The sequence below is a fragment of the Myxococcales bacterium genome (genome assembly GCA_016720545.1).
Taxonomy (GTDB): Bacteria; Myxococcota_A; Polyangia; order Polyangiales; family Polyangiaceae; genus JAAFHV01.
Map to the genome: position 1 here is coordinate 99,549 of JADKKK010000002.1, position 19,723 is coordinate 119,271.

Sequence of the window (19,723 nt, forward strand, 5' to 3'; positions counted from 1 at the left end):
CGAGGCGAGAATGGAACAGCGAGTGAAGCACCTCGAGCAGATCCAAGAGACGGACGTGGAAGGCGGCCCCGGCCGCGGCGCCACGCTCGCGTTCGTGGCGCTCGGCGGGGCGTGCGTGCTCTTCGCGGTCCTCGCCTTGAACGGGCGCGGCTCCAAGCCCGACGTCAAGAAGTCCGACCCGCTGGGCGAGCTCGTGTCGCAGCGAGTGAAGGCCGAGAAGGCCAAGGGCGGCGCCGCGAAGCCCACCGACCTCGCGCCAAGCGACGTCACGTTCCCGGGCATCCTCAGCGACGACACCGCGCCTCCCACCGCGCTCGCCGCGGTCAAGGGCGCGGCTCCACAGGTGCGCGATCCGATGGTCGCTGCGCTGCCGCCGCCGGCTCCGAGCGTGCCTCCCCCGGGGCGCCCGCAGACCCCGCCCGCCGCCGGAGACCGTCTCCCGGTCGTGCCGCTGCCCGCCGCGAACATCCTCGAGGCGACCCCGCTGGTCACGCGCCCGCGCGATCCGCTCACCAAAGCCGCCAGCGATGGCGCGCAGGCGAAGGTCGCGGCGGAGGGCTCGCCCGCCGCGGCGGCCGGGCACGAGGGTGGCTTCCAGCTCCAGGTGAGCTCCTTCCGCACACGCGAAGAGGGCGAGGCGTTCGCCAAGCAGCTCCGTGACCGAGGCCACAAGGCGTACGTGAGCGAGGCGAACGTCGCGGGGCGTGGCACCTGGTTTCGCGTGCGCGTGGGCCCGTTCGCCACCCAGCATCAGGCCGCGCAGTACCGCACGTCGTTCGAGGACCGCGAGCACGTCGTCCCGTTCATCATCCCGCCGCAGAAGTAGCCGGCGCCCGCGGCGTCGCGCGTCGCTCGCTCGCGCGGTCCGTCGCGTCCGCGTCGCGAATGTGTCAAAATCACAGGCAAAGTGTCCATGCCCGCTCCGGCTCTCTCCTCCGTATCCCTCCCCCCGTGGGGCGTCGCGCTCGCGCTCGCGGCGGGCGCGCCGTTCTTTGCCCGCCTGCTCTCGGAGCGCTGGGTCGGGGCGCGTCGTGCGGCGACCGAGGCCATGCTCGCGCGCGCGCGGGCCGCGACGGCGCCCGCGGACGCGGCGCCCTCGCCCGACGTGGCGCCCGAGCCGCCACAGTCGTCGCCCTCGGCGCAGGGAGGCGCGTGATGGCGCGCCTCATGGCGCTCGTCAGCAACCGCCCTGATCTCGCCTCCCATGTGGTCCTCGCCGAGCGTGAGGCGCTCCGGGCGCGTGGCCGAGGCGCGCCGCTCGGGTGGGGCCTCGGCTTCTACCAGGGTGACGAGGTGCTCATCCGTCGACGCCCCTGCGAAGAGGGGCCCGAGGTCGATCTCGCCGCCCAAGCCTCCCAGGTGCGCGCCGACCTGCTCGTGGGGCAGGTCCGCGCCGCGACGCACGGCGGGCTGCGCACCGAGAACACCCACCCGTTCCGCTTCCGGCAGTGGCTGTTCGCGCAGACCGGCGCGATCCCCGCGTTCGACGCGGCGCGCGAGCGGCTCGTCGACGCGCTCCCCGCGTTCCTCCGCGGGCAGGTGCAAGGCGAGACTGACGCCGAGGTCTTCTTCTTCCTGATGCTCTCGTTCCTCCACGACCGCGGCGCGCTCGAGCCGGGCGCGGGGCGGGCGCGCGCCCCTTCGATGGTCCGGGACGCCCTCGTCGAGACCCTCGCGATGGTCGACGGCGTCGTCTCGGAGGTGGGGGCGCCGCGCGCGAGCCTCAACTGCGTCGTGGCGACCGGCTCGTACGTCGTCGCGCTCAGCGCGGGCGCGCCCATGGCCTACCGGGTGTTCGCCGGCCGCGCCGACGTCGAGGCGTTGGCGCGCGATGACGACGCCCTCCGTCGAAGCCCGGAGCTGGAGAGCGCGCGCTGCGTGCTCCTCGCGAGCGACTTCGACGACGAGTGGTCGCTCGCCGCGTCGAGCCCCGTCGCGGAGCCGCGCTGGAAGAGCGCGCCGGAACGTGCGATCCTCGTCCTCAGCCGTGGCGAGAAGCCCGAAATACATAAGATGTAATGTCGTAGGGAGCGCGGGTCGTCGGGCCTCGTGGCTCGGCCTCGGCGCCCTCTCGGCGACGCTCGCGCTCGCCTGCGGCGGAGGCACGTTCCCGACCGTCACGGAGCTCCCGAAGGCGCCTCGTCGGCCCGATGGCGTCGTGCTCGAGCCCGCGCCGGCGATGCCGGACTCCGTCGCGCGGAGCGACGCGGCCTTGCCCATCGCGGCCCTCCATGAGCCGCCCGACGACCGCGCGCTCGGCGCGCTCGTGCGGCGCTATTTCCTCGCGTGGGAGCGTGAGGACGTCGAGGCGCTGACCCGCCTCCTCAGCGCGGACGCGACGCTGCTCGGCCACGCGGGTGGCCGCCCGATCGAGGCGTTTCGGGCGCGCCTCCGGCGTTACGAGTACCAGCGCATCGCGGGCCTCGAGCCCGCGCGCTTCGACCGCCTCGAGCGGCACCGCTACGTGGACCTCGACGCGCGGCAGCGTCCGCGTGAGATGCGCGAGGGCGATCTGCTCCTCCGGGTGCCGGTGCTCGTCGCCCGAATCGGGGGTGACCCTCTGTTCGGCGACACCCTCGTGCTCCTCGTCCGTCGCGAGGACGAGGGCCTGCGGGTGGCCGCGATAGGCGAAGAGTCAGGCGGCCAGTGAGCGCACGCTACCCGCGGTAGTCGTCGAGCGAGATCCCAAATTTCTTCAGCCACCTATGGATCTGCATGCGCTCTTTGCCGAGCTCGCGCCCGACCGCGGCGACGTTGCCGGCGTGCTTCGCCAGGACCGCCCGGAGCTCCGGCTCGGAGGGGCCGCCCGACCGCGGAGAGGTGGCCGACGAGGCCGGGGCGGACGGCGGCGAGCCAGGCGCGGCGGACTGCGGGAAGGGCGGCGAGAAGATGGGGAGATTCGGCGGGAGCAGGCCGTGCGGCGCGGGAGGCAGCACGCTCGGGAGCCCCTCGCGCGCCGACTTGTTGCCGTAGCCGCGCATGACCTCGGCGATGGCGTCGGGGAGGTGCGGCGTGTCGAGCGCCTCGGTATCGGTGATCGCGAGGCCGCGCTTCACGCAGCTCTCGAGCTCTCGGACGTTGAAGGGCCAGTCGTAGTGGAGGAGCGCCACCATGAACGAGAAGGTGAAGCGCGCGTCCGGGCGCCCATACCTCGCGAAGAAGCTGCGCATGAGCAGGAGGACGTCCTCTTTGCGCTCGCGGAGGGGCGGCAGGCGCACGGCGTGCTCGTTGAGGCGGGCGAGGAGATCGCCGCGAAAGCGTCCGTCGCGCGCGTGGCCGTAGAGATCGCGGTGGGTCGCGCACACGACCCGAATGTCGACGCGCTCCGGCATGGTCGCGCCCAGCGGAAATACCTCGCGCGACTGGAGCACGCGCAGGAGCTTCGCCTGCGCCTCGATGGGCATGTCGCCGATCTCGTCGAGGAAGAGCGTGCCGCCGTCGGCGAGCCGGATGAGGCCGGGCTTGTCGCGATCGGCGCCTGAGAACGCGCCCCGACGGTAGCCGAACAGCTCGCTCTCGAGGAGGTTCTGGGGGATGGCGGCGCAGTTGATCGCCTGGAACGAGCCGCGGCGTCCCGACAGGGCGTGGATCCCGCGCGCGACGACCTCTTTGCCGGTGCCCGTCTCGCCGAGCACCACGCACGACAGCTCCGTCGCCGCGATGCGCTCGATGTCGGCGGCGATGCCGTCCACCCGGGCTCCCCCGACGAGCTCACGGAAGGCGCGGGCGCGGCGCTGGCCCGCCACCATCCCGTCGATGCGGTACGACGCGGCCACGTCGGCGCCATCGTCCACGAACTTGAAGATCGCGTCGCCGACGCGCACCTCCGAGAGCGGCTCGAGGACGATCTCCTGCACGTGCCGGCCGTCGACGAGCGTGCCGTTGCGGCTGCCGAGGTCGGTGAGCACGTAGGCGTCGCCCTCCCGCCGAATGCGCGCGTGCAACCGGCTCACGGCCTGCTCGGGGATGCAGACCGAGTGCACAGGGTCGCGGCCAATCGTGATGTCGTGTGGGCCAAAGGGGTAGGCCGGGTGCAGGTGCTCGTAGTTCGGTGCGTAGAGCAGCACGAGGCCCGGGCGCGCCGCCGCACGCACCGCGCCCGGGGGGAGGCTGTCGTCGGCGTAGGGCGACGAGACGCCCGTGTGCTGCTTCGTCACGACCATGGCCGCGCTCCGGAGCCTAGCATCGCCGCGCGGGCGTCGCGAGCGCGCCCCACCGACGGGTCCGCGCGCGGCGGTCGCGCCTCAAGGAGCGCCGGGATCGCGTGAAAAATAGCGCGCGGGATCGACGCTGGTGCGCGTGAGCACCTCCCGCAGCGCGTCGTCGGCGGCGGACGTGAGGGCCTCCACCGTCCCCTCGTTCGTGATCACGAGGTCGGCCGCCCGCACCTTGTCCTCGAGGGGCATCTGCGCGGCGATGCGGGCGAGGGCGGCCTCCCGGTCGAGCGCGTCGCGCGAGCCGACCCGCGCCGCCTGGACCGCGGGCGACGCCGCGACGACGACCAGCGGCCGGAACGCGTCGGCGAGGCCGTTCTCGACGAGGAGCGCGGCCTCGTAGCAGGCGAGCGGCTCCCCGCGCGCGGCGAGCTCGGCCGCCCGCGCGACCCCGGCCTGGGCGATGCGGGGGTGGAGCAGCGCGTTCAAGGTGCGCCGGGCCGCCTCGTCCTTGAACACGAGCTCACCGAGCCGCTTCCGATCCAGCGCGCCGTCGGCGTCGAGCACGCCGGCGCCGAACGCCTCGACCACGGCGGAGAGGCCTGGCGTGCCGGGCAACACCACGTCACGCGCGAGCTGGTCGGCGTCGACGACGGGCACGCCGCGAGCGCGGAACCGCGCGGCGACAGCGCTCTTGCCAGAGGCGATGCCACCCGTGAGGCCGAAGAGGTGCATCGAACCTTCTTGGGGCCTGCGCACCGGCGGCGCAAGGCCCGAGGGGGCCCTGCGACGGGCAAGCCCTTGCCATGGCGGCGAAACCCTTGCATCGTCGCCCGGTGGAGCCGCCCGAGCGCGACAGCCTGGCCACGCGTCGCGACGCGTCGGAGTCGCCCGCCGAGGGCGCCGCGAAGCCACCGAAGGCGCCAGCGAAGACCGGGCGCCGCCGCGCGGCGAAGATCGTCGCCGGGGCCCTCGTCGGCGTCGGCGCGGTCGTCGCTGCCGTGCGGACCTCGGGCTACCGCCTGCCCCCGGGCGTGAAGCTGGTCTCGCTCTCGCCCTGGCAGTACCTCGTCGTCGCGGCGGCCGCGCGGCGCATCGTCGACCCCGACTCGCCGGACGCGCCCACCGCCGACGCGGTCGACGTCGCGGGCTTCGTCGACGACTACGTCACGCGAATGCCTGCAGGGCTCCGCGCCGACGTGGGCGGCCTGCTCGGCGTGGTCGAGCACCTCGCCCCGCTGCGCGCGGGACACCGACGCCGCTTCACGAACCTCGGCCCGGAGGCGCAGGACGCCGCGCTCGCGTGGCTCGAGCGAGCAGGCGGGCTCTTCGCGGGCGCGTTCGACGGGCTGCGCGCGCTCGTCTTCATGGGGTACTACCGCGACGCGCGCACCTGGCCGCTGCTCGGGTACGAGGGGCCGACGCTGCCACCCCAACCTGCGCGGGCCACGCAAGCGCCGGGCGGGGGCGGACCTTGAAGGTCGAGAGCGGGAGGCAGTCGCGCGGCGAGGTGACCCTCGAGGCGGACGTCGTCGTGGTCGGCACGGGGGCCGGCGGCAGCGTCGTGCTCCGCGAGTGTGCGCGCGCCGGCCTCTCGGTGATCGGGCTCGAAGAGGGCGGGCACCACACATGGCGCGACTTCTCGCAGCGCGAAGAGCAGATGTTCCCGAAGCTCTTCCAGGAGGGCGGCGGGCGGCTCACGCAGGACCGCGCCATCCGCGTCCTCCAGGGGCGTGGCGTCGGCGGCAGCACCGTGCACAACACGAACCTGTGCAAGCGGACGCCCGATCCCATCCTCGACCTCTGGGCAGAGAAATATGGCGTCTCGGGCGCGCGCCCGCGCGACCTCGCGAAGAGCTTCGAGGCGATCGAGCGCGATCTGTCGGTGGCGCCGATCCCCGAGGCCGCCGTGAACGCGAACAACGACCTGCTCCGGCGCGGCGCGGCGGCCCTCGGGTGGCGCGCGGGCGTGCTGATGCACAACCGGGTGGGCTGCCAGCAGAGCGGGTTCTGCGAGCTCGGCTGCGCCTACGACGCCAAGCAGAACGCGCTGAAGGTGCTCCTCCCCGACGCCGAGTCGCACGGCGCGCGGCTCTACTCGGACGTGCGCGTGACGGAAATCACCACCCGCGACGGTCGCGCCACCGGCGTCCGCGGCGAAGCGCGCGGCGACGACGGCGAGACACTTGCACACTACACGATTCGCGCGAGGGTCGTGGTGCTCGCGGCGAGCGCCGTCGGTTCGGCCGAGCTCGTCCTCGCGAGCGGCCTGCCCGATCCGCACAGGCAGGCGGGGAAGCGCCTGCGAATGCACCCGGGCGCCGTGGTCGCGGGGCTCTTCGAGCACGACGTCGCGGGCCACAAGGGCATCCCCCAGTCGGTGGAGTGCACCGAGCACCTCTCGTTCGAGGAGGGGAGCCCGAAGCGCACCTGGATCATCCCGGCGTTCGCGCACCCGATCGGCACCGCCACCACCTTGCCGGGCTTTGGCAAGGCGCACATGGCCGCGATGCGCCGCTACCGCAAGCTCGCGGTGCTCACCGCGATGCTGCACGACGAGACGGCCGGCGAGGTCGCGCCGCGGAGCGAGGGCTCATCGCCGAAGATCCAGTACCGCATGATCGAGGCCGATCGCGCCGCCCTCGCGCGGGGTCTGGTCGCGTGCGCGCGGCTCTTGTTCGCGGCCGGTGCGACGGAGGTCACGATCCCGGCGGTGCCGCCCGTCCGTGTCACGAGCGCCCGAGAGCTCGACGCCCTCGATACGTCGTTCGTTCGCCCTCACGGCGTTCCGCTCTCGGCAGTGCACCCCATGGGGACGCTGCGCCTGGGCGACGATCCACGCGTGTCGGTCGTGAGCTCGCAGGGCGAGCACCACCAGGTGGGAGGGCTCTTCGTCGCGGACGGCTCGCTCTTCCCCACGAGCCTCGGCGGGCCACCGCAGATCAGCATCTACGCGTTCGCGCTGCACCTCTCGCCGCACATCGTCGCGGCCGCGCGCCGCTGAAACCATGGTGGCGCGGCACATCGCGCGCCACGCCGGGAGGTGTGCAGCGCGCCGTGCCAGCGAGTGCCATCCGCGCGGCTTCGCGGGACCCTCAGCGTCGAATTCCCCTAATGATTCGGGGAGATCTGACGCGGCACGAACAGTGCTACAAGACTCCACGGGTGCCGACGACCGGCACACGGCTTCTCCTTCCCTTCGGCTCTCTCGCTCCCTTTACGAGGTCCCATTGAAGCGATTTCTCCTCGCGGGCTCGGCGCTCACGGCCATCTTCCTCGCGGCCTGTCTCGTGGCCCCCACGGAGCCCGGTCCGGGCGGCGCCCCGGGGTGTAGCCCGGGCGAGCGCAGCTTCAACGGCGCCTGCCGGCAGGAGTGCACGGCCAACGGCAACTGCGACCCCGGGCTCCGCTGTATGGACGTTGGGGGGAGCTCGTCGCTCTGCCTCGACTACGCCCAGTGCGGGTACTTGGGGAGCGACAGCGTCTGCGGCGAGCGATCGGGATACGGCGGCTCGCCGTATCCCGACGTGACGATGCCCTACGGAGTGAACGACTGCGCCGGCGACGCGCGCTGGCTCCAGTCGCCTCCCTCGGCGGCGGGAGCCGCGTGTGGTGTGGAGCACTCCGTCACCCGCTGCACCCGGCGTGGCTCACGGTGCGAGCTGGTCCCGACGACCACTCGCGACGTCGCCGCCCCTTGAGCGTCCGCGCGGCGTCGAGTCTCCGCGCGGCGGTGCGGCCCCACGTCGTGCTGGCCATCGCCGCGGTCGCGGGGATCGTGCCGCTGTTCTTGGCTCGCCATCTGCCGATGTCGGACCTGCCGGAGCACGTCGCGGCCATGGCGACGATTCGGCACTACTGGGACCCCTCCTGGCGTTCGCAGGAGTACTTCACGCTCGCCCGCGTCAACGAGACCCCCTACTGGCTGTACCACGCGGTCGGCGCAGCGCTGTCCCTCGTCACGGGCAGCGCCGAGCGCGCAAACCTGGCGATGATGGCGCTCGTCGGGCTCGCCTATCCGTACGGGCTCCGGTCGCTCCTCGTCGCGCTTCGGCGCGATCCGCGTCTCGCGCTCTTCGGGCCGGCGCTCTTCTGGACTCAGAACCTCACCGTCGGCCTGCTCAACTTCGTCGCCTCCGTGCCGCTCGTGCTCTTCGCGCTCGCGGAGGTGGTGCGGCAGTCGCGAGCGCCGACGCGGGCGCGGAGCTTCGGGCTCGCCGCGCTGTCGGTCGCGATCTTGTACTTGCACCTGTCTTCGTTCGCGTTGTTCCTGGCCCAGGCCGTCGTGCTCGGCGTCTTGCTCCCCGCTTTGCCCCGCGCGCGGCTCGCCAACTTCACGGCCCGGGCCGAGCTGCTGCGGCGCATGACGACGCTCCCCAAGCGCTTCGTGTGGCTGCTTCCCTCGCTCGCGTGCGCGGTGTCGTTCGCGCTCGCGGGCCGCGCCGGCGCCAACCACGAAGGCAAGGGGGGCATCGTCTACCAGCCGCGGCTCACCGTGCTCCGCAAGCTCCCTCAGTGGCTCTTCGACCTGTTCCGGACGAAGACGGACGACGTCCTCGGCTGGGCCCTCGTCGCGGTGCTCGTCGCGCTCCTTGTGCACGGCCTCGGTGGGCGGGGCGAGCGCTGGCCCCAGGCGCCGGCGGGCTCCCGCTTGAAGGCCGTCCTGGCGAGGGTCGCGAAGCTCCGAGAGGTGCGTCCGTCGTGGCGGACCTGGCCGGCGCTCGCGCTCTTCGCCGTCGCGGCGGTGAACTATTTCACGATGCCTGCCCAGGTGGGCGCGTACGCGTTCTTGCTGGACGTCCGAATGTCGGTGTTCTTCGCGGTCTTCGCCGTGCTGCTCCCCGCGCCGCGGAGGACCCGAAGCGCGCGCGCGCTTCACGGGCTCAGCTTCGCCCTCTCGATCGGCCTCGCGGCCAATGCCGCCTACGAGGTGCGCGCGTTCGAGCGCGAAGAGGTGGGCAATTTCGACGATCTCCTCCGGCGAATGCCGCGCGGCTCGCGGCTGCTGTCCCTCGACTACGCCGGATACTCCACCCGCGCGAACGCGAACGTCCTGCTCCACTACGGCAGCTACTACAGGGCGCGGTACGGGGGCATCGCGTCGTTTTCGTTCAGCGAGATGCCCCACTGGCCCGTTCACTACCGCCCCGAGTGGCTCCCGCCGAACCCCATGACATGGGGCGATCCGCGGGCCTTCGACAACGCGCGCGACGGCGACTACTTCGACTTCGTCCTCACCCACGGCGACGTGCTCCCGTTCGCGGAGAGCCCACCCGGGCCCGAGTGGGAGATCGCCGGGGTCGCCCGCACGTTCCGCCTCTACCGAAAGGTGCGGGGGAGCGCGGAGCGCGCGCGCTCCTCGTCGTCGTCGTCGTCGTTCCCGTCGCCGTCGACGTCGTCCGGGCCTCCGTAGTCGCCCGCGGCGACGGAGCGCGCCGTGAGCGACAAAAAAGCGAGACCCCCGGTCGCCGGTGCGAGCGGGGGTCTCGGGCGTCAGGCGAGCTTGAGGGTCAGCCGCCGCTGGGCGCGTCGGCCGGGCCCGCGTCCGGGGTGGCCTTGCAGGGATCCGCGCCCACGGGGCCCGGGGGGACGACCTTCGTCGGCGGCTTCACGGCGGTGGCGGTGAAGCCGATGCCGATGGAGATGCCGTCACACTCGCCCGCGGCCGCGTTCGCGCCGTTCGCGCCGATGTCCGACGCCTGGCGGATCTGGGCCGCGATGTTGTCGAACGTGCTGCCCTCGCAGAGGGTCGTGGAGACGCGCCCGGCCACCTTGCGGAGCTCGCTGATGAGCTGCTCGGTGCCGAGGACTCCGGCGATGGTGCCCTCCGTCGCGTTGATGTCCGCGCCGGCCGGCTTCTTGAAGGAGATCGTCGCCTTGTTGATGTTGAGGTCGAGCGACGCGCCCTGGATCGAGAGGCTCAGGGTGACCGTCGCGTCCGAGCCGCTCACGAACACGCCCTTGTTCACGTAGGAGTCGCCGAACTTCACCTTCGAGCCGCCCGCGACGCTCTTGCCGTCCGCGAGGAGCGCGGGGAGGACCGACCACTCGTCGTTGCCGTCCCACTTCGGCGGGGCGGCCATCTCGCCGCCCGCGAAGAGCTGGCCGCTGAGGCCGGTGTTGGTCTGGGTCGCCTCGGCGTTCAGGCCCTTGGTCTCGATGATGACCGTGAAAGTGCCCTTCAGGAGGCTGTCGTTGATCGACTTCGCCGCGTCGGGCGACGCCGTGGTGATGATGGGGAGGATGTTGGCGCCGAACGAGTTGTCGGTGCCGTCGGTGCCGTCGGCCTTCACCTTGGTGGGTGCGCCGCCCTTCAGCTTGCAGTGGTCGGCCGAGGTCGCCGTGGAGGCGACGCCGTCGATGTCGTACCCGTAGCTCTTCCACGCCGTCTGGCTCGGGGCGCCGCCTCGGTCGGTGTCGCCAAGCTGGATCGTCTTCAGCGCGTAGTACTTGAGGTCGGTCGAGGTGGTCGCCGCGCCTTCCTTGCCCGGCGGGCGCTTGGAGGCGCCGCCTGTCGAGGTGCCGCCGTCGCCCGTGGTGGCGGGGTCGGAGCTACAGCCCTGAACGCTAAAGATGGCGGTGGTAAGCCCAAGGCCACACAGGGCCAGTCCAGTAAAAAGCTTCATGCGAAAGTGCCTCCTCGAGAACGTGGACAAGCGAGATACGGGTGACGGCCGCTTCGAGCCGGAGTGTGAGCCGCGATCCCGCAGGCTCACCCGGCCTCCGTGAATCGTCTGTGTGCGGCACGTGAGCGACGGCTCCGCGACGCGAGCGCGACGCGGCAGAATACCGCTGGCCGCGCGCTCAATTCAAGCATTCCATGCCGATACACCCGACACCGTAGCCCATCGCGAGCGGCCGCGCCCTAACGCGGGGCGTCACTCGACGCTCGCTTCCGCGCCGCGCTCGTTCGTTGTCGCGCGCGCTCCTTCGTCTCTGCCGCTCCTTGTCTCATGCGGGGAAGGCTTGCTACCGGTGGTGCGATGGCCGAGTTCGTCCACCTGCACGTGCACACGCAGTACTCGATGCTCGACGGGGCCATCAAAGTGAAGAACCTCGTCAAGCGCGTGGGCGCCGCCGGCATGAAGGCCGTCGCGGTCACCGACCACGGCAACATGTTCGGGGCGATCACCTTCTACAAGGCCGCGAAGGAGGCCGGCGTGCAGGCGATCCTCGGGTGCGAGCTCGAGATCGCCGCGCGCGGTCACGCCCACCACCTGCCGATGCTCGCCGCGTCGAACGAGGGCTACAAGAACCTCGTCTGGCTCGTGTCCCGAGGGCACGTCGCCCCCGAGGCGAGCGGGCCGGCCGGCGCGCCCACGCTCTCGCTCGACACGCTCGAGGGGCGCACCCGCGGCCTCGTCGCCACGACGGGCTGCATGGGCGGGGTGGTCGCGCAGGCCGTCCTCGAGGAGGGCGTCGAGGCTGGCTATCGCGCGCTCGGCCGGCTGAAGGAGCTGTTCGACCCGGGTAGCCTCTACGTCGAGCTGCAAGATCACGGGCTGCCCGAGCAGCCCATCTTGAACGGGATCTTGTGCGACCTCGCGAAGCGCGTCGATCTGCCGCTCGTCGCGACCAACGACGTGCACTACGGAGCGCGGGACGACGCCGAGGCGCACCTCACGCTCTCGTGCATCAAGACGGGGCGCTCCTACCAAGACTCGAAGGACCGGCACCACGGCTCGAGCGAGATGTACCTCAAGAGCCCCGAGGAAATGGCGCGGCTCTTCGAGGGCCGCCCCGACGCCCTCCGGAGCACCCTCGAGATCGCGGAGCGCTGCTCGGCGCTCAAGCTGAAGCTCGGCGAGCCCATGCTCCCGAGCTTCCCCATCCCGGACGGCTTCGACAAGGGCGACGCCGAGGGGTACTTCCGTCACGTCTCGCGCGAGGGGCTCGAGGACCGCCTCCGCGAGCTCGCGCGCGCGGGAAAGCGCGTCGACCCCGAGACCTACCGGGCTCGCCTGCTCTGGGAGCTCGACGTCATCTGCAAGATGAAGTTCCCCGGGTACTTCCTCATCGTGTGGGACTTCATCCGCTTCGCGAAGCAGCAGGGCATCCCCGTGGGGCCCGGGCGCGGCTCCGGCGCGGGCTCGCTCGTCGCCTACTCGCTGCGCATCACCGACCTCGATCCGCTCCCGTACAACCTGCTCTTCGAGCGGTTCTTGAACCCGGAGCGGGTCAGCATGCCCGACTTCGACATCGATTTTTGTATGGACCGTCGCGACCAGGTGATCGCGTACGTGCAGCGGAAATACGGGGAAGAGAGCGTGGGGCAGATCGCCACGTTCGCCGAGCTGAAGGCCAAGAGCGTCATCAAGGACGTCGCGCGTGGGCTCTCGATCTCGCCGATGGACGCGCAGGCCATCGCCAACCTCATCCCCCAGAAGACGCCCGCCGAGACCTACACGATCGCCGAGAGCCTCGAGCTCGAGCCCAAGCTGCGCGCGCGCTTCGAGACCGAGCCCGTCACGCGGGAGCTGCTCACCCAGGCCCAGAAGCTCGAGGGGCTCACGCGGCACGCCGGCAAACACGCCGCGGGCGTCGTCATCGCCGAGGGCCCGCTGTGGGACCACGTGCCCGTGTTCCGCGACGAGAAGACCGGCGCGTACGTCACGCAGTACTACAAGGACGACGTCGAGCAGGCTGGCCTCGTCAAGTTCGACTTCCTCGGCCTGAAGACGCTCACGGTCGTCGACATCGCGCAGCGCCTCATCAACGCGCGCCCCGACGTCGTGCGGCGCGGCGTGCCGTTCGACGTGTCGGCCATCCCGCTCGACGACAAGGCCACCTACCAGCTCCTCGGCTCGGGCGAGACCAAGGGCGTGTTCCAGCTCGAGTCGAGCGGCATGCAGCAGCTCTTCAAAGACCTCCGCGCCGACTGCTTCGAGGACATCGTCGCCGCCGTGGCTCTCTACCGCCCCGGCCCGCTCGGCAGCGGCATGGTGAAGGACTTCGTCGACTGCAAGAACGGGCGCAAGGCGATCGCCAAGATGCACCCGCTCGTAGACCACCTGCTGCTCCCCACGTACGGCGTGATCGTCTACCAAGAGCAGGTCATGCAGATCGCGCAGGCGCTCGCGGGCTACACGCTCGGCGGCGCCGACCTCCTGCGGCGCGCGATGGGCAAGAAGAAGCCCGAGGAGATGGCCAAGCAGAAAGGGATCTTCCTCGAAGGAGCCCGTGGCCAGAACGTCGAGGAGAAGGACGCCGAGCACATCTTCGGCCTGCTCGAGTACTTCGCGGGCTATGGCTTCAACAAGAGCCACTCGGCGGCGTACGCGCTCATCACCTACCAGACCGCCTACCTGAAGGCGCACTACCCGGTGGAGCTGCTCTGCGGCATCCTCACGAGCGACAAAGAGCGCATCGACAAGGTCGTGCGCACCGTCGCCGACGCGCGCGCGATGAGCATGACGGTGCTCCCGCCCGACGTGAACGAGAGCGACATCGATTTTAAGGTAGTCTACACGCATCCGGAGGGGAACCGCCGGGTCGGCCGGGCCGAGCGCGTGAAGGACCCGTGCGGGCCGCAGATCCGCTTCGGGCTCGGCGCGGTGCGCGGGCTCGGGGGCGCGGCGCTCGAGGCCCTGCTCGAGGCCCGCGCGGCGGGCGGTGCGTTCGCCGACCTGTTCGACTTCGGGTCGAGGGTCGACGCGAAGCGCATCAACAAGGGCGTCTTCGAGGCGCTCGTGCAGTGCGGCGCGTTCGATGGGGTGCTCTCGGTCGACGGGATCCACCGCGCGCGCGCCTTCGGCTCGATCGAGATCGCCCTCGAACGAAGCCGCTCTGCGAGCCGCGACCGCGAGCGGGGCCAGACGAACCTCTTCGGGCTCTTCGACGCGGGCGCGCCGAAGGGGGCGGCGTCGTCGCGTGGCGACTACGTCGAGTGCGACGCGTGGGATCGCCGCGAGGCCCTGGTTCGCGAGCGGCAGTCGCTCGGGTTCTACGTGTCGGGCCACCCGCTCGAGCGGTACCTGCGCGGCGCGCACTCACTGGGGAAGCTCGGCGCCTCGCCCCTCTCCGAGCTCGCCGGCATGCAGGACTGGGCGCTCGTGAAGGTCGTGGGAATGGTGGAGGGCTACCGTGAGAAGATCCTCCGTGATGGCGGCGGCAAGATCGCCTTCTTCGAGATCGAGGACCTCACCGGTCGCGTGAACGTGAAGCTCCGCTCGAGCGCGATCGAGGCGTACGCGCACGTGCTCACCGCGGGCGAACCGGTCGTCGTCACGGGCAAGGTGAGCTTCCCGCGGCGAGACGAGGACGCGCCCGACGACGCCGACGACGGGCCCCGCGAACCCACGCTCTTCTTCAACGAGGCCGTCCCACTCGCCGACGTGGTGCGGGCCGACACCCGCCAAGTGCAGATACGGCTCGGCGAGAAGCGGACCACCGAGCGCGAGCTCGCGCGCATGGCCGAGGTGCTCACGGCCTCGCCGGGCGACACGCAGGTGACCCTGATCGTCGCCCTCGCGGACGGCTCGGAGGCGCTCCTCGTGCTCGGACGCCGCTTTCGGGTCGAGGTGGGCGACACGGTGCTCTCCGGGCTCGAGCGGGTGTTCGGCGAGCAGGTCGCCGACCTCAGGTAGCGACGGCGCGACCAGCGCGCCGCGCCGAAGGGGCCGCGTCGCGCAGCCTCACGGCGCGGGCGCACGGAGGAGCTCGCCGAGGCGGGCCTCGGCCTTCTCGCGGTCCTCCTCGTATTTCACGAGGAGAGAGAGGGTCGCCTCGCACAGCGCCGGGTCGAGGGCGCTCTTGCCCATCACCACGAGCGCGCGCGCCCAGTCGAGGGTCTCGCTGATGGAGGGCGCCTTCCGGAGGTCGAGCGACCGGAGCCCGACCACGAAGTCGACGAGCCGGGCGGCGAGCCCACGCGCGAGGCCCGGCACCCGCAGCTCCAGGATCGCCACCTCGCGGGCGGGGCTCGGGTAGTCGAGGTAGGCGTGCACGCAGCGCCGGCGAAGCGCGTCGCTCATGTCGCGTGAGCCGTTCGTCGTGAGCACGACGAGCGGTGGGTGCTGGGCCCGGAAGGTGCCGAGCTCCGGCACGGTGATCTGACCCTCGGCCAGCACCTCGAGGAGCAGCGCCTCGAACTCGGGGTCGGCGCGGTCGACCTCGTCGACCAGCAGCACCACGGGCTCTGCGGACCTCACCGCGGCGAGGAGCGGTCGAGGCACCAGGAAGCGATCGCTGTAGAATACACTCGCTTCGGTGACCAGCCGCTCGACGGCCTCGTCGATTCCCCCCGCGCCGCGGGTCTTCTCGGCCACGGTGTCGCGGAGCAGCTGCGTGTAGAGCAGCTGCTTGCCGTAGTCCCACTCGTAGAGCGCCTTGCCCTCGTCGAGCCCCTCGTAGCACTGCAGCCGCACGAGCGGCCGGGCGAGGGCGGTCGCCAGGGCGGTCGCGAGCTCGGTCTTGCCGACGCCCGCCGGCCCCTCGCAGAGGAGGGGGCGTCCTAGGGCGAGCGCGAGGTAGGCGAGGAGCGCCGTGCGGTCGTCGACCAGGTACGTGGAGGCGAGCGCCTTCGTGAGCGCTTCCGGGCTGTCGAACGAGCGAAAAGGCGTCGTCATGGGGCTCTCTCCGCTCGCCGCCCGTCGCGGAGGAGGCCGCGGCGGCAAAACGGTCCCACATTTTACGAGTTATGTCGCGTGGCTGGTAGGCTTTCCCAGACGATGGCTGACCGGGACGCAGTGGTGCGGGTGGATCACACGGGAACCATCCACCCCGTGGGTCGCGCGGCGAGCCAAGAGCTCCGGGCGCGACCGGGCGAGCTTCGTCTCGTGCCTTGTCCGGCGAACGTGCTGCTCTTCTGCGCGGGCGCCGCGACCCTGCGGATCGCGGGGGAGATCAAGGCGCCGGGGGCGCTCTACGACATCGTGAGCCTCATCACGCAGGCGCAGTGGCGGGGCGCCCTCCACGTGGAGGCCGAGGCCGGGTCGCGCACCGTGTATTTCGACCAGGGCGTCGTGCTCGGGGCCGTGACGACGGTGCCGGACGAGCGGCTCGGCGAGATCCTCTACCGATTCGGCGTGCTCACGCGCGACCAGCTCGAACACATCGTGACGTCGTCGTCGCGCACCGGCAAGCGCCTGGGCGAGTCGGCCATCGAGCTCGACTTCGTGAACGCCGGCACCCTCTATCCCATGATGGCGCGCCAGGTGGAGGAGGTGCTCTACGGCGCGCTCCAGGTGGCGGTCGGGAGCTTCTTCTTCTTCGACGGGTTCGAGGAGAGCTCGGTCGTGCAGCGCCACCAGCTGAGCGCCTCCGCGCTCCTCATGGAGGGCGCGCGCCGGGTCGACGAGATGCGGTACTTCCGCGAGCGCGTGCCGAACGGCTCCTACGTGCCGATCCCGGTGCCGGGCAAGCGCCCGCCGGACGAGCTCCGCGCCGTCTTCGAGCAGTGTGACGGAAAGGCGAGCGTCACCGAGATCGGGCGTCTCGTCGGTCAGCTCGAGTTCGAGGTGACGCGCGCGATGTTCCAGCTCACGAGCGGCGGGTACGTGCACCTGTCGGCCCAGCGCCCGCGCGGCCCCGAGGCCATCATCGAGGTCTTCAACCCCGCGCTCGCCGCCGTGCACGAGACCTGCGACGCCGCGAAGCGGGGCGCCGAGCTCCGGGACGGCCTCTCACGGTTCGCGACCGGCGGCGGCATGTACGACCCACTCTTCATGGGCGCCGGCCCGGCCCCCGACGGCACCCTCAACGCGGACCGCCTCGCGCGAAACGTCGCGGCGCTCGCGGGCGACGATCCGGACGCGTGGCTCGTGTCGCTCATGGACGACTACACCAACTTCGCGCTCTTTCAGGCCGAGTCGCTCATCAGCCGCGGCGAGGTGGACGCGCTCCTGCAGACCGTGAAGCGCTACTTGGCGCCGCTGCGGGGCGCCAACGCCTGGGCGTCGGAACCGTGACGCCCGCTCCCGGCCGCGAACGCGCGCGCGCCCTCGAGCCCCTCCTCTGAAGCGAGGGTCTCGAGGCCGAGCTCGAGCTCGCGTCGCAACCCCGACTCCAGCGTGACGCCCTCCTGCTCGTACGTGGACCGGCGGTCGTTGCGCATGCACGTCTGGGGGAGCGCGGCGAGCTGCTTCGCGAGCGCCTCCGCCGCGCGCCTCGCCTCACCGCGGGGCACCACCCGGCTCGCCAGCCCCATCGCGAGCGCTTCGGCGGCGGGCACGGGGCGCCCGGTGAGGATGAGGTCGAGCGCGCGGCCGAGCCCGATGAGCCGGGGGAGCCGCACGGTCCCGCCGTCGATGAGCGGCACCCCGAAGCGCCTGCAGAATACACCGAACACCGCGTCCTCCGCGCACACGCGCAGATCACACAGGAGCGCAAGCTCGAGGCCGCCGGCGACCGCGTAGCCCTCGATCGCGGCGATCACCGGCTTCGTGAAGGCCATGCGGGTGGGGCCCATCGGACCGTCGCCGCCCGGCGCCACGTCATTGCCTCGGCCCTCCGCCAGGGCCCGGAGGTCGGCGCCCGCGCAGAAGGTCCCGCCGTCGCCCGTGAGCACCGCCACGCGCGCCTCGGGATCCGCCTCGAAGGCGCGGAAGGCGTCGGCGAGCGCACTCGCCGTGTCGCGGTCGACGGCGTTCCGCACCTCGGGCCGGGCGAGGACGACGGTGGTCACGTGGCCGGTGCGGATCGAGTGGACGGTCATGGCGAGAGAGGCTAGCCCCGAGACCCGTGGTGAGCGACTCGATCCGACTCCGCGACGCCGAGGCCGTCGCCGCGTTCGTTCTGCGCGAGGGCGCACGGGTCCACGGCGCGCGCCTATGGTGCGGCCGGGGTGGGCGGGGAAGGGATGGCGGGGATGGCGGCGCCGATGCGCGTGGGCTCGGTGGAGCCCTGGAGGTGCTCAGCGCGCGGCGCGTGCGCGGCCTCTCGGAGGCGGGGCGCGCGGCGGTGATCGGGCTCGCCCGCGGCAGCCACGTCGCCGTGGTCGCCGAGCGCCCGTTCGCGCCTCGCGAAGTGCTCGCGCTCCAGGCCGAGGGGCGCCGCTGCGTGTCGCTGCTGCCCCCCGGCGCGCCGCTGGGCCCGTACGCGACCACGTTCGCGTTTTGTATCCATGATATCGAGCATTTGGCAAAGTTCTTCGACCCCCCCAGTCACCGCGCACAGGTGGGCTTCTTTCGGCTCCTGCACGGCGGCATCTCGGCGGGGCTCGGCGGCCTCCTCGCGCGGCACGACGCGCGCTTCTCGGCCGAGCTCGACGCCGTCGGCGCGGACACGAACGGGTCGCCCGTGTTCGCCTTCGCGGCGGTGGTGATGAAGCTCAAGATGGCGACGCGGCGGGCGCTCGGGCGGGCGCAGGCGGAGGCCGCCCACTCGCTTGGCAAGAGCCCGAGCTTCGAGCGCACCCGCGGCGCGCTCACCGCGGAGGAAGAGGCCGCGTTTCTCCCGGAGTTCGAGGCGCTCGCGGAGGCGCTGCGTGTGCCGCGCGCCCTGCGCGCCGGGGCCCTCACGGTCGGCGCTCGTGGCGACGATCGCGCGGCGGCGCGGGCGCTGTTCGCGCACTTCGCGGCGAGCGCGCCTACAGCGGAGTCAAGCGGCGCTCAGGCGGAGGGCGGGCACGGCTCATCGCCGTCGGGAGTGTCTTCGCCCCCGTCCTCGCCGCGGCGCTCGCCGCAGCTCTCGTCGGTCGGCGCGTCCGAGGTTGACGATCCGGCGCTTCGCTGGCGACCCACTTCATAGAGGGCGATGGCCGCCGCGACGGACGCGTTGAGCGACCCGAGCAGCTTGGTCATCGGGAGCCGAGCGAGGCGCGTGCACGCCTGCTTGACCGGCTTGCGGAGGCCGCGCCCCTCGGAGCCGACGACGACGGCGATTGGGCCGCGGAGGTCCAGGTCGGAGAGCGTGTGCTTCGCGTCGGCGTCGAGGCCCACGACCACGACCCCTCGATCGCGGAGCGCCAGCAGCTCGCTCGGGAGGGCAGGCACGCGCACGAGGCATGCGTGCTCCACGGCTCCCGCCGAAGCGCGGAACATCGCCGCGCTGAGGGGCGCCGAGTGGTGCTCGGGCCACACCACACAGCTCGCCGCCAGCGCGACCGCCGAGCGCACGATCGCGCCGAAATTTTGGGGATCTTCGAGCTCGTCGAGGCAGAGGACCAGGGGCATGCCGCTCGCGGTCACCTCCGCCGTGGAGGCGAGCACCTCGAGCGCTGGGGCGTAGGCTACGGCGCCCTGGTGTCGCGCGCCGAGCGCGCGCTGGTCCAGCGCTCCGCGAGGCTCGCGCTCGACCGAGACCCCTTGATCGGTGGCGAAGCGGCCGAGGGCGTCGAGGGTGGGCGACGCGCTCTCCTCCAGAATGAGGCGGAGCAACCGCGCGCCGTGGGCCCGCACCGCCTCGCGCACCGGCTGGAGCCCGCAAATGAGGCGCCCCTCGGGAGGTGGCCCCTCCACGGCGCGCCGCGGCGGGTAGAACTTCTTTGGGGCGCCGGGGCGCCCGGCGGGCCCGGGTGGCCCGGGCCGCCTGCGGCGGTCGTGCTCGTTCACGGCGACACCTCGCCTCGGGCTCGGGGTTCGGTGCTCACTGCAGGTTCACGCGGAGAGGGGCCCGTTGGGGCTCGCGCC

16 protein-coding genes are annotated in these 19,723 nt (G+C 72.1%); 10 read left to right on the forward strand and 6 right to left on the reverse strand.

Annotated features, from left to right (window positions below; translation table 11 throughout):
* The first annotated feature begins 10 nt into the window (after positions 1-10).
* From IPQ09_04450 to IPQ09_04465, 4 genes are all read left to right on the forward strand, one after another.
* The gene (locus tag IPQ09_04450) at positions 11-826 is read left to right on the forward strand and encodes an SPOR domain-containing protein (protein ID MBL0193470.1); all 816 of its coding nucleotides are present in this window, start codon (positions 11-13) and stop codon (positions 824-826) included.
* Between the two features lie 87 nt (positions 827-913).
* The gene (locus IPQ09_04455; GenBank protein MBL0193471.1) at positions 914-1,156 is read left to right on the forward strand and encodes a hypothetical protein; all 243 of its coding nucleotides are present in this window, start codon (positions 914-916) and stop codon (positions 1,154-1,156) included.
* Positions 1,156-2,019 (forward strand): class II glutamine amidotransferase, encoded by an 864-nt coding sequence (locus IPQ09_04460; GenBank protein ID MBL0193472.1) that lies wholly within the window; start codon positions 1,156-1,158, stop codon positions 2,017-2,019. The genes IPQ09_04455 and IPQ09_04460 overlap by 1 nt, the downstream gene beginning before the upstream one ends.
* Before the next feature lie 160 nt (positions 2,020-2,179).
* A complete protein-coding gene (locus IPQ09_04465) occupies positions 2,180-2,650 on the forward strand; it encodes a hypothetical protein (protein MBL0193473.1) in 471 nt (156 codons plus the stop codon).
* 7 nt (positions 2,651-2,657) lie between these two features.
* Here IPQ09_04465 and IPQ09_04470 read toward each other — a convergent pair whose 3' ends face one another.
* Both IPQ09_04470 and IPQ09_04475 read right to left on the reverse strand, forming a co-directional pair.
* Positions 2,658-4,163 (reverse strand): sigma 54-interacting transcriptional regulator, encoded by a 1,506-nt coding sequence (locus tag IPQ09_04470; GenBank protein ID MBL0193474.1) that lies wholly within the window; start codon positions 4,161-4,163, stop codon positions 2,658-2,660.
* Between the two features lie 81 nt (positions 4,164-4,244).
* A complete protein-coding gene (locus tag IPQ09_04475; protein ID MBL0193475.1) occupies positions 4,245-4,889 on the reverse strand; it encodes a dephospho-CoA kinase in 645 nt (214 codons plus the stop codon).
* A 71-nt stretch (positions 4,890-4,960) separates the two neighbouring features.
* Here IPQ09_04475 and IPQ09_04480 point away from each other — a divergent pair, with 71 nt between their 5' ends.
* From IPQ09_04480 to IPQ09_04495, 4 genes are all read left to right on the forward strand, one after another.
* Positions 4,961-5,632 (forward strand): gluconate 2-dehydrogenase subunit 3 family protein, encoded by a 672-nt coding sequence (locus IPQ09_04480; protein ID MBL0193476.1) that lies wholly within the window; start codon positions 4,961-4,963, stop codon positions 5,630-5,632.
* Entirely contained in the window at positions 5,629-7,158 is a 1,530-nt protein-coding gene (locus IPQ09_04485; protein MBL0193477.1) for a GMC family oxidoreductase, read from the forward strand. The genes IPQ09_04480 and IPQ09_04485 overlap by 4 nt, the downstream gene beginning before the upstream one ends.
* 226 nt (positions 7,159-7,384) lie before the next feature.
* Positions 7,385-7,855 carry a hypothetical protein gene (locus IPQ09_04490; GenBank protein MBL0193478.1) on the forward strand — a complete coding sequence of 157 codons (471 nt, stop codon included), beginning with the start codon at positions 7,385-7,387 and terminating at the stop codon, positions 7,853-7,855.
* Positions 7,852-9,567: a hypothetical protein gene (locus tag IPQ09_04495; protein ID MBL0193479.1), complete on the forward strand. Its 1,716-nt coding sequence runs from the start codon at positions 7,852-7,854 to the stop codon at positions 9,565-9,567. The genes IPQ09_04490 and IPQ09_04495 overlap by 4 nt, the downstream gene beginning before the upstream one ends.
* A 97-nt stretch (positions 9,568-9,664) precedes the next feature.
* Here IPQ09_04495 and IPQ09_04500 read toward each other — a convergent pair whose 3' ends face one another.
* Positions 9,665-10,780: a hypothetical protein gene (locus IPQ09_04500; protein ID MBL0193480.1), complete on the reverse strand. Its 1,116-nt coding sequence runs from the start codon at positions 10,778-10,780 to the stop codon at positions 9,665-9,667.
* A 357-nt stretch (positions 10,781-11,137) separates the two neighbouring features.
* On the opposite strand from IPQ09_04500, the gene dnaE reads away from it, so the two are divergent.
* Positions 11,138-14,740 carry a DNA polymerase III subunit alpha gene (gene dnaE, locus IPQ09_04505; GenBank protein MBL0193481.1) on the forward strand — a complete coding sequence of 1,201 codons (3,603 nt, stop codon included), beginning with the start codon at positions 11,138-11,140 and terminating at the stop codon, positions 14,738-14,740.
* Positions 14,741-14,788: 48 nt separating this feature from the next.
* Here the strand turns inward: dnaE and IPQ09_04510 are convergent, their stop codons facing one another.
* Positions 14,789-15,721: a MoxR family ATPase gene (locus tag IPQ09_04510; protein MBL0193482.1), complete on the reverse strand. Its 933-nt coding sequence runs from the start codon at positions 15,719-15,721 to the stop codon at positions 14,789-14,791.
* A gap of 102 nt (positions 15,722-15,823) precedes the next feature.
* On the opposite strand from IPQ09_04510, the gene IPQ09_04515 reads away from it, so the two are divergent.
* A complete protein-coding gene (locus IPQ09_04515) occupies positions 15,824-17,062 on the forward strand; it encodes a DUF4388 domain-containing protein (protein ID MBL0193483.1) in 1,239 nt (412 codons plus the stop codon).
* Here the strand turns inward: IPQ09_04515 and IPQ09_04520 are convergent.
* Positions 17,014-17,808 (reverse strand): crotonase/enoyl-CoA hydratase family protein, encoded by a 795-nt coding sequence (locus IPQ09_04520; GenBank protein ID MBL0193484.1) that lies wholly within the window; start codon positions 17,806-17,808, stop codon positions 17,014-17,016. The genes IPQ09_04515 and IPQ09_04520 overlap by 49 nt on opposite strands.
* Positions 17,809-18,703: 895 nt before the next feature.
* Positions 18,704-19,552 carry an RNA methyltransferase gene (locus IPQ09_04525; GenBank protein MBL0193485.1) on the reverse strand — a complete coding sequence of 283 codons (849 nt, stop codon included), beginning with the start codon at positions 19,550-19,552 and terminating at the stop codon, positions 18,704-18,706.
* Between the last annotated feature and the right edge of the window lie 171 nt (positions 19,553-19,723).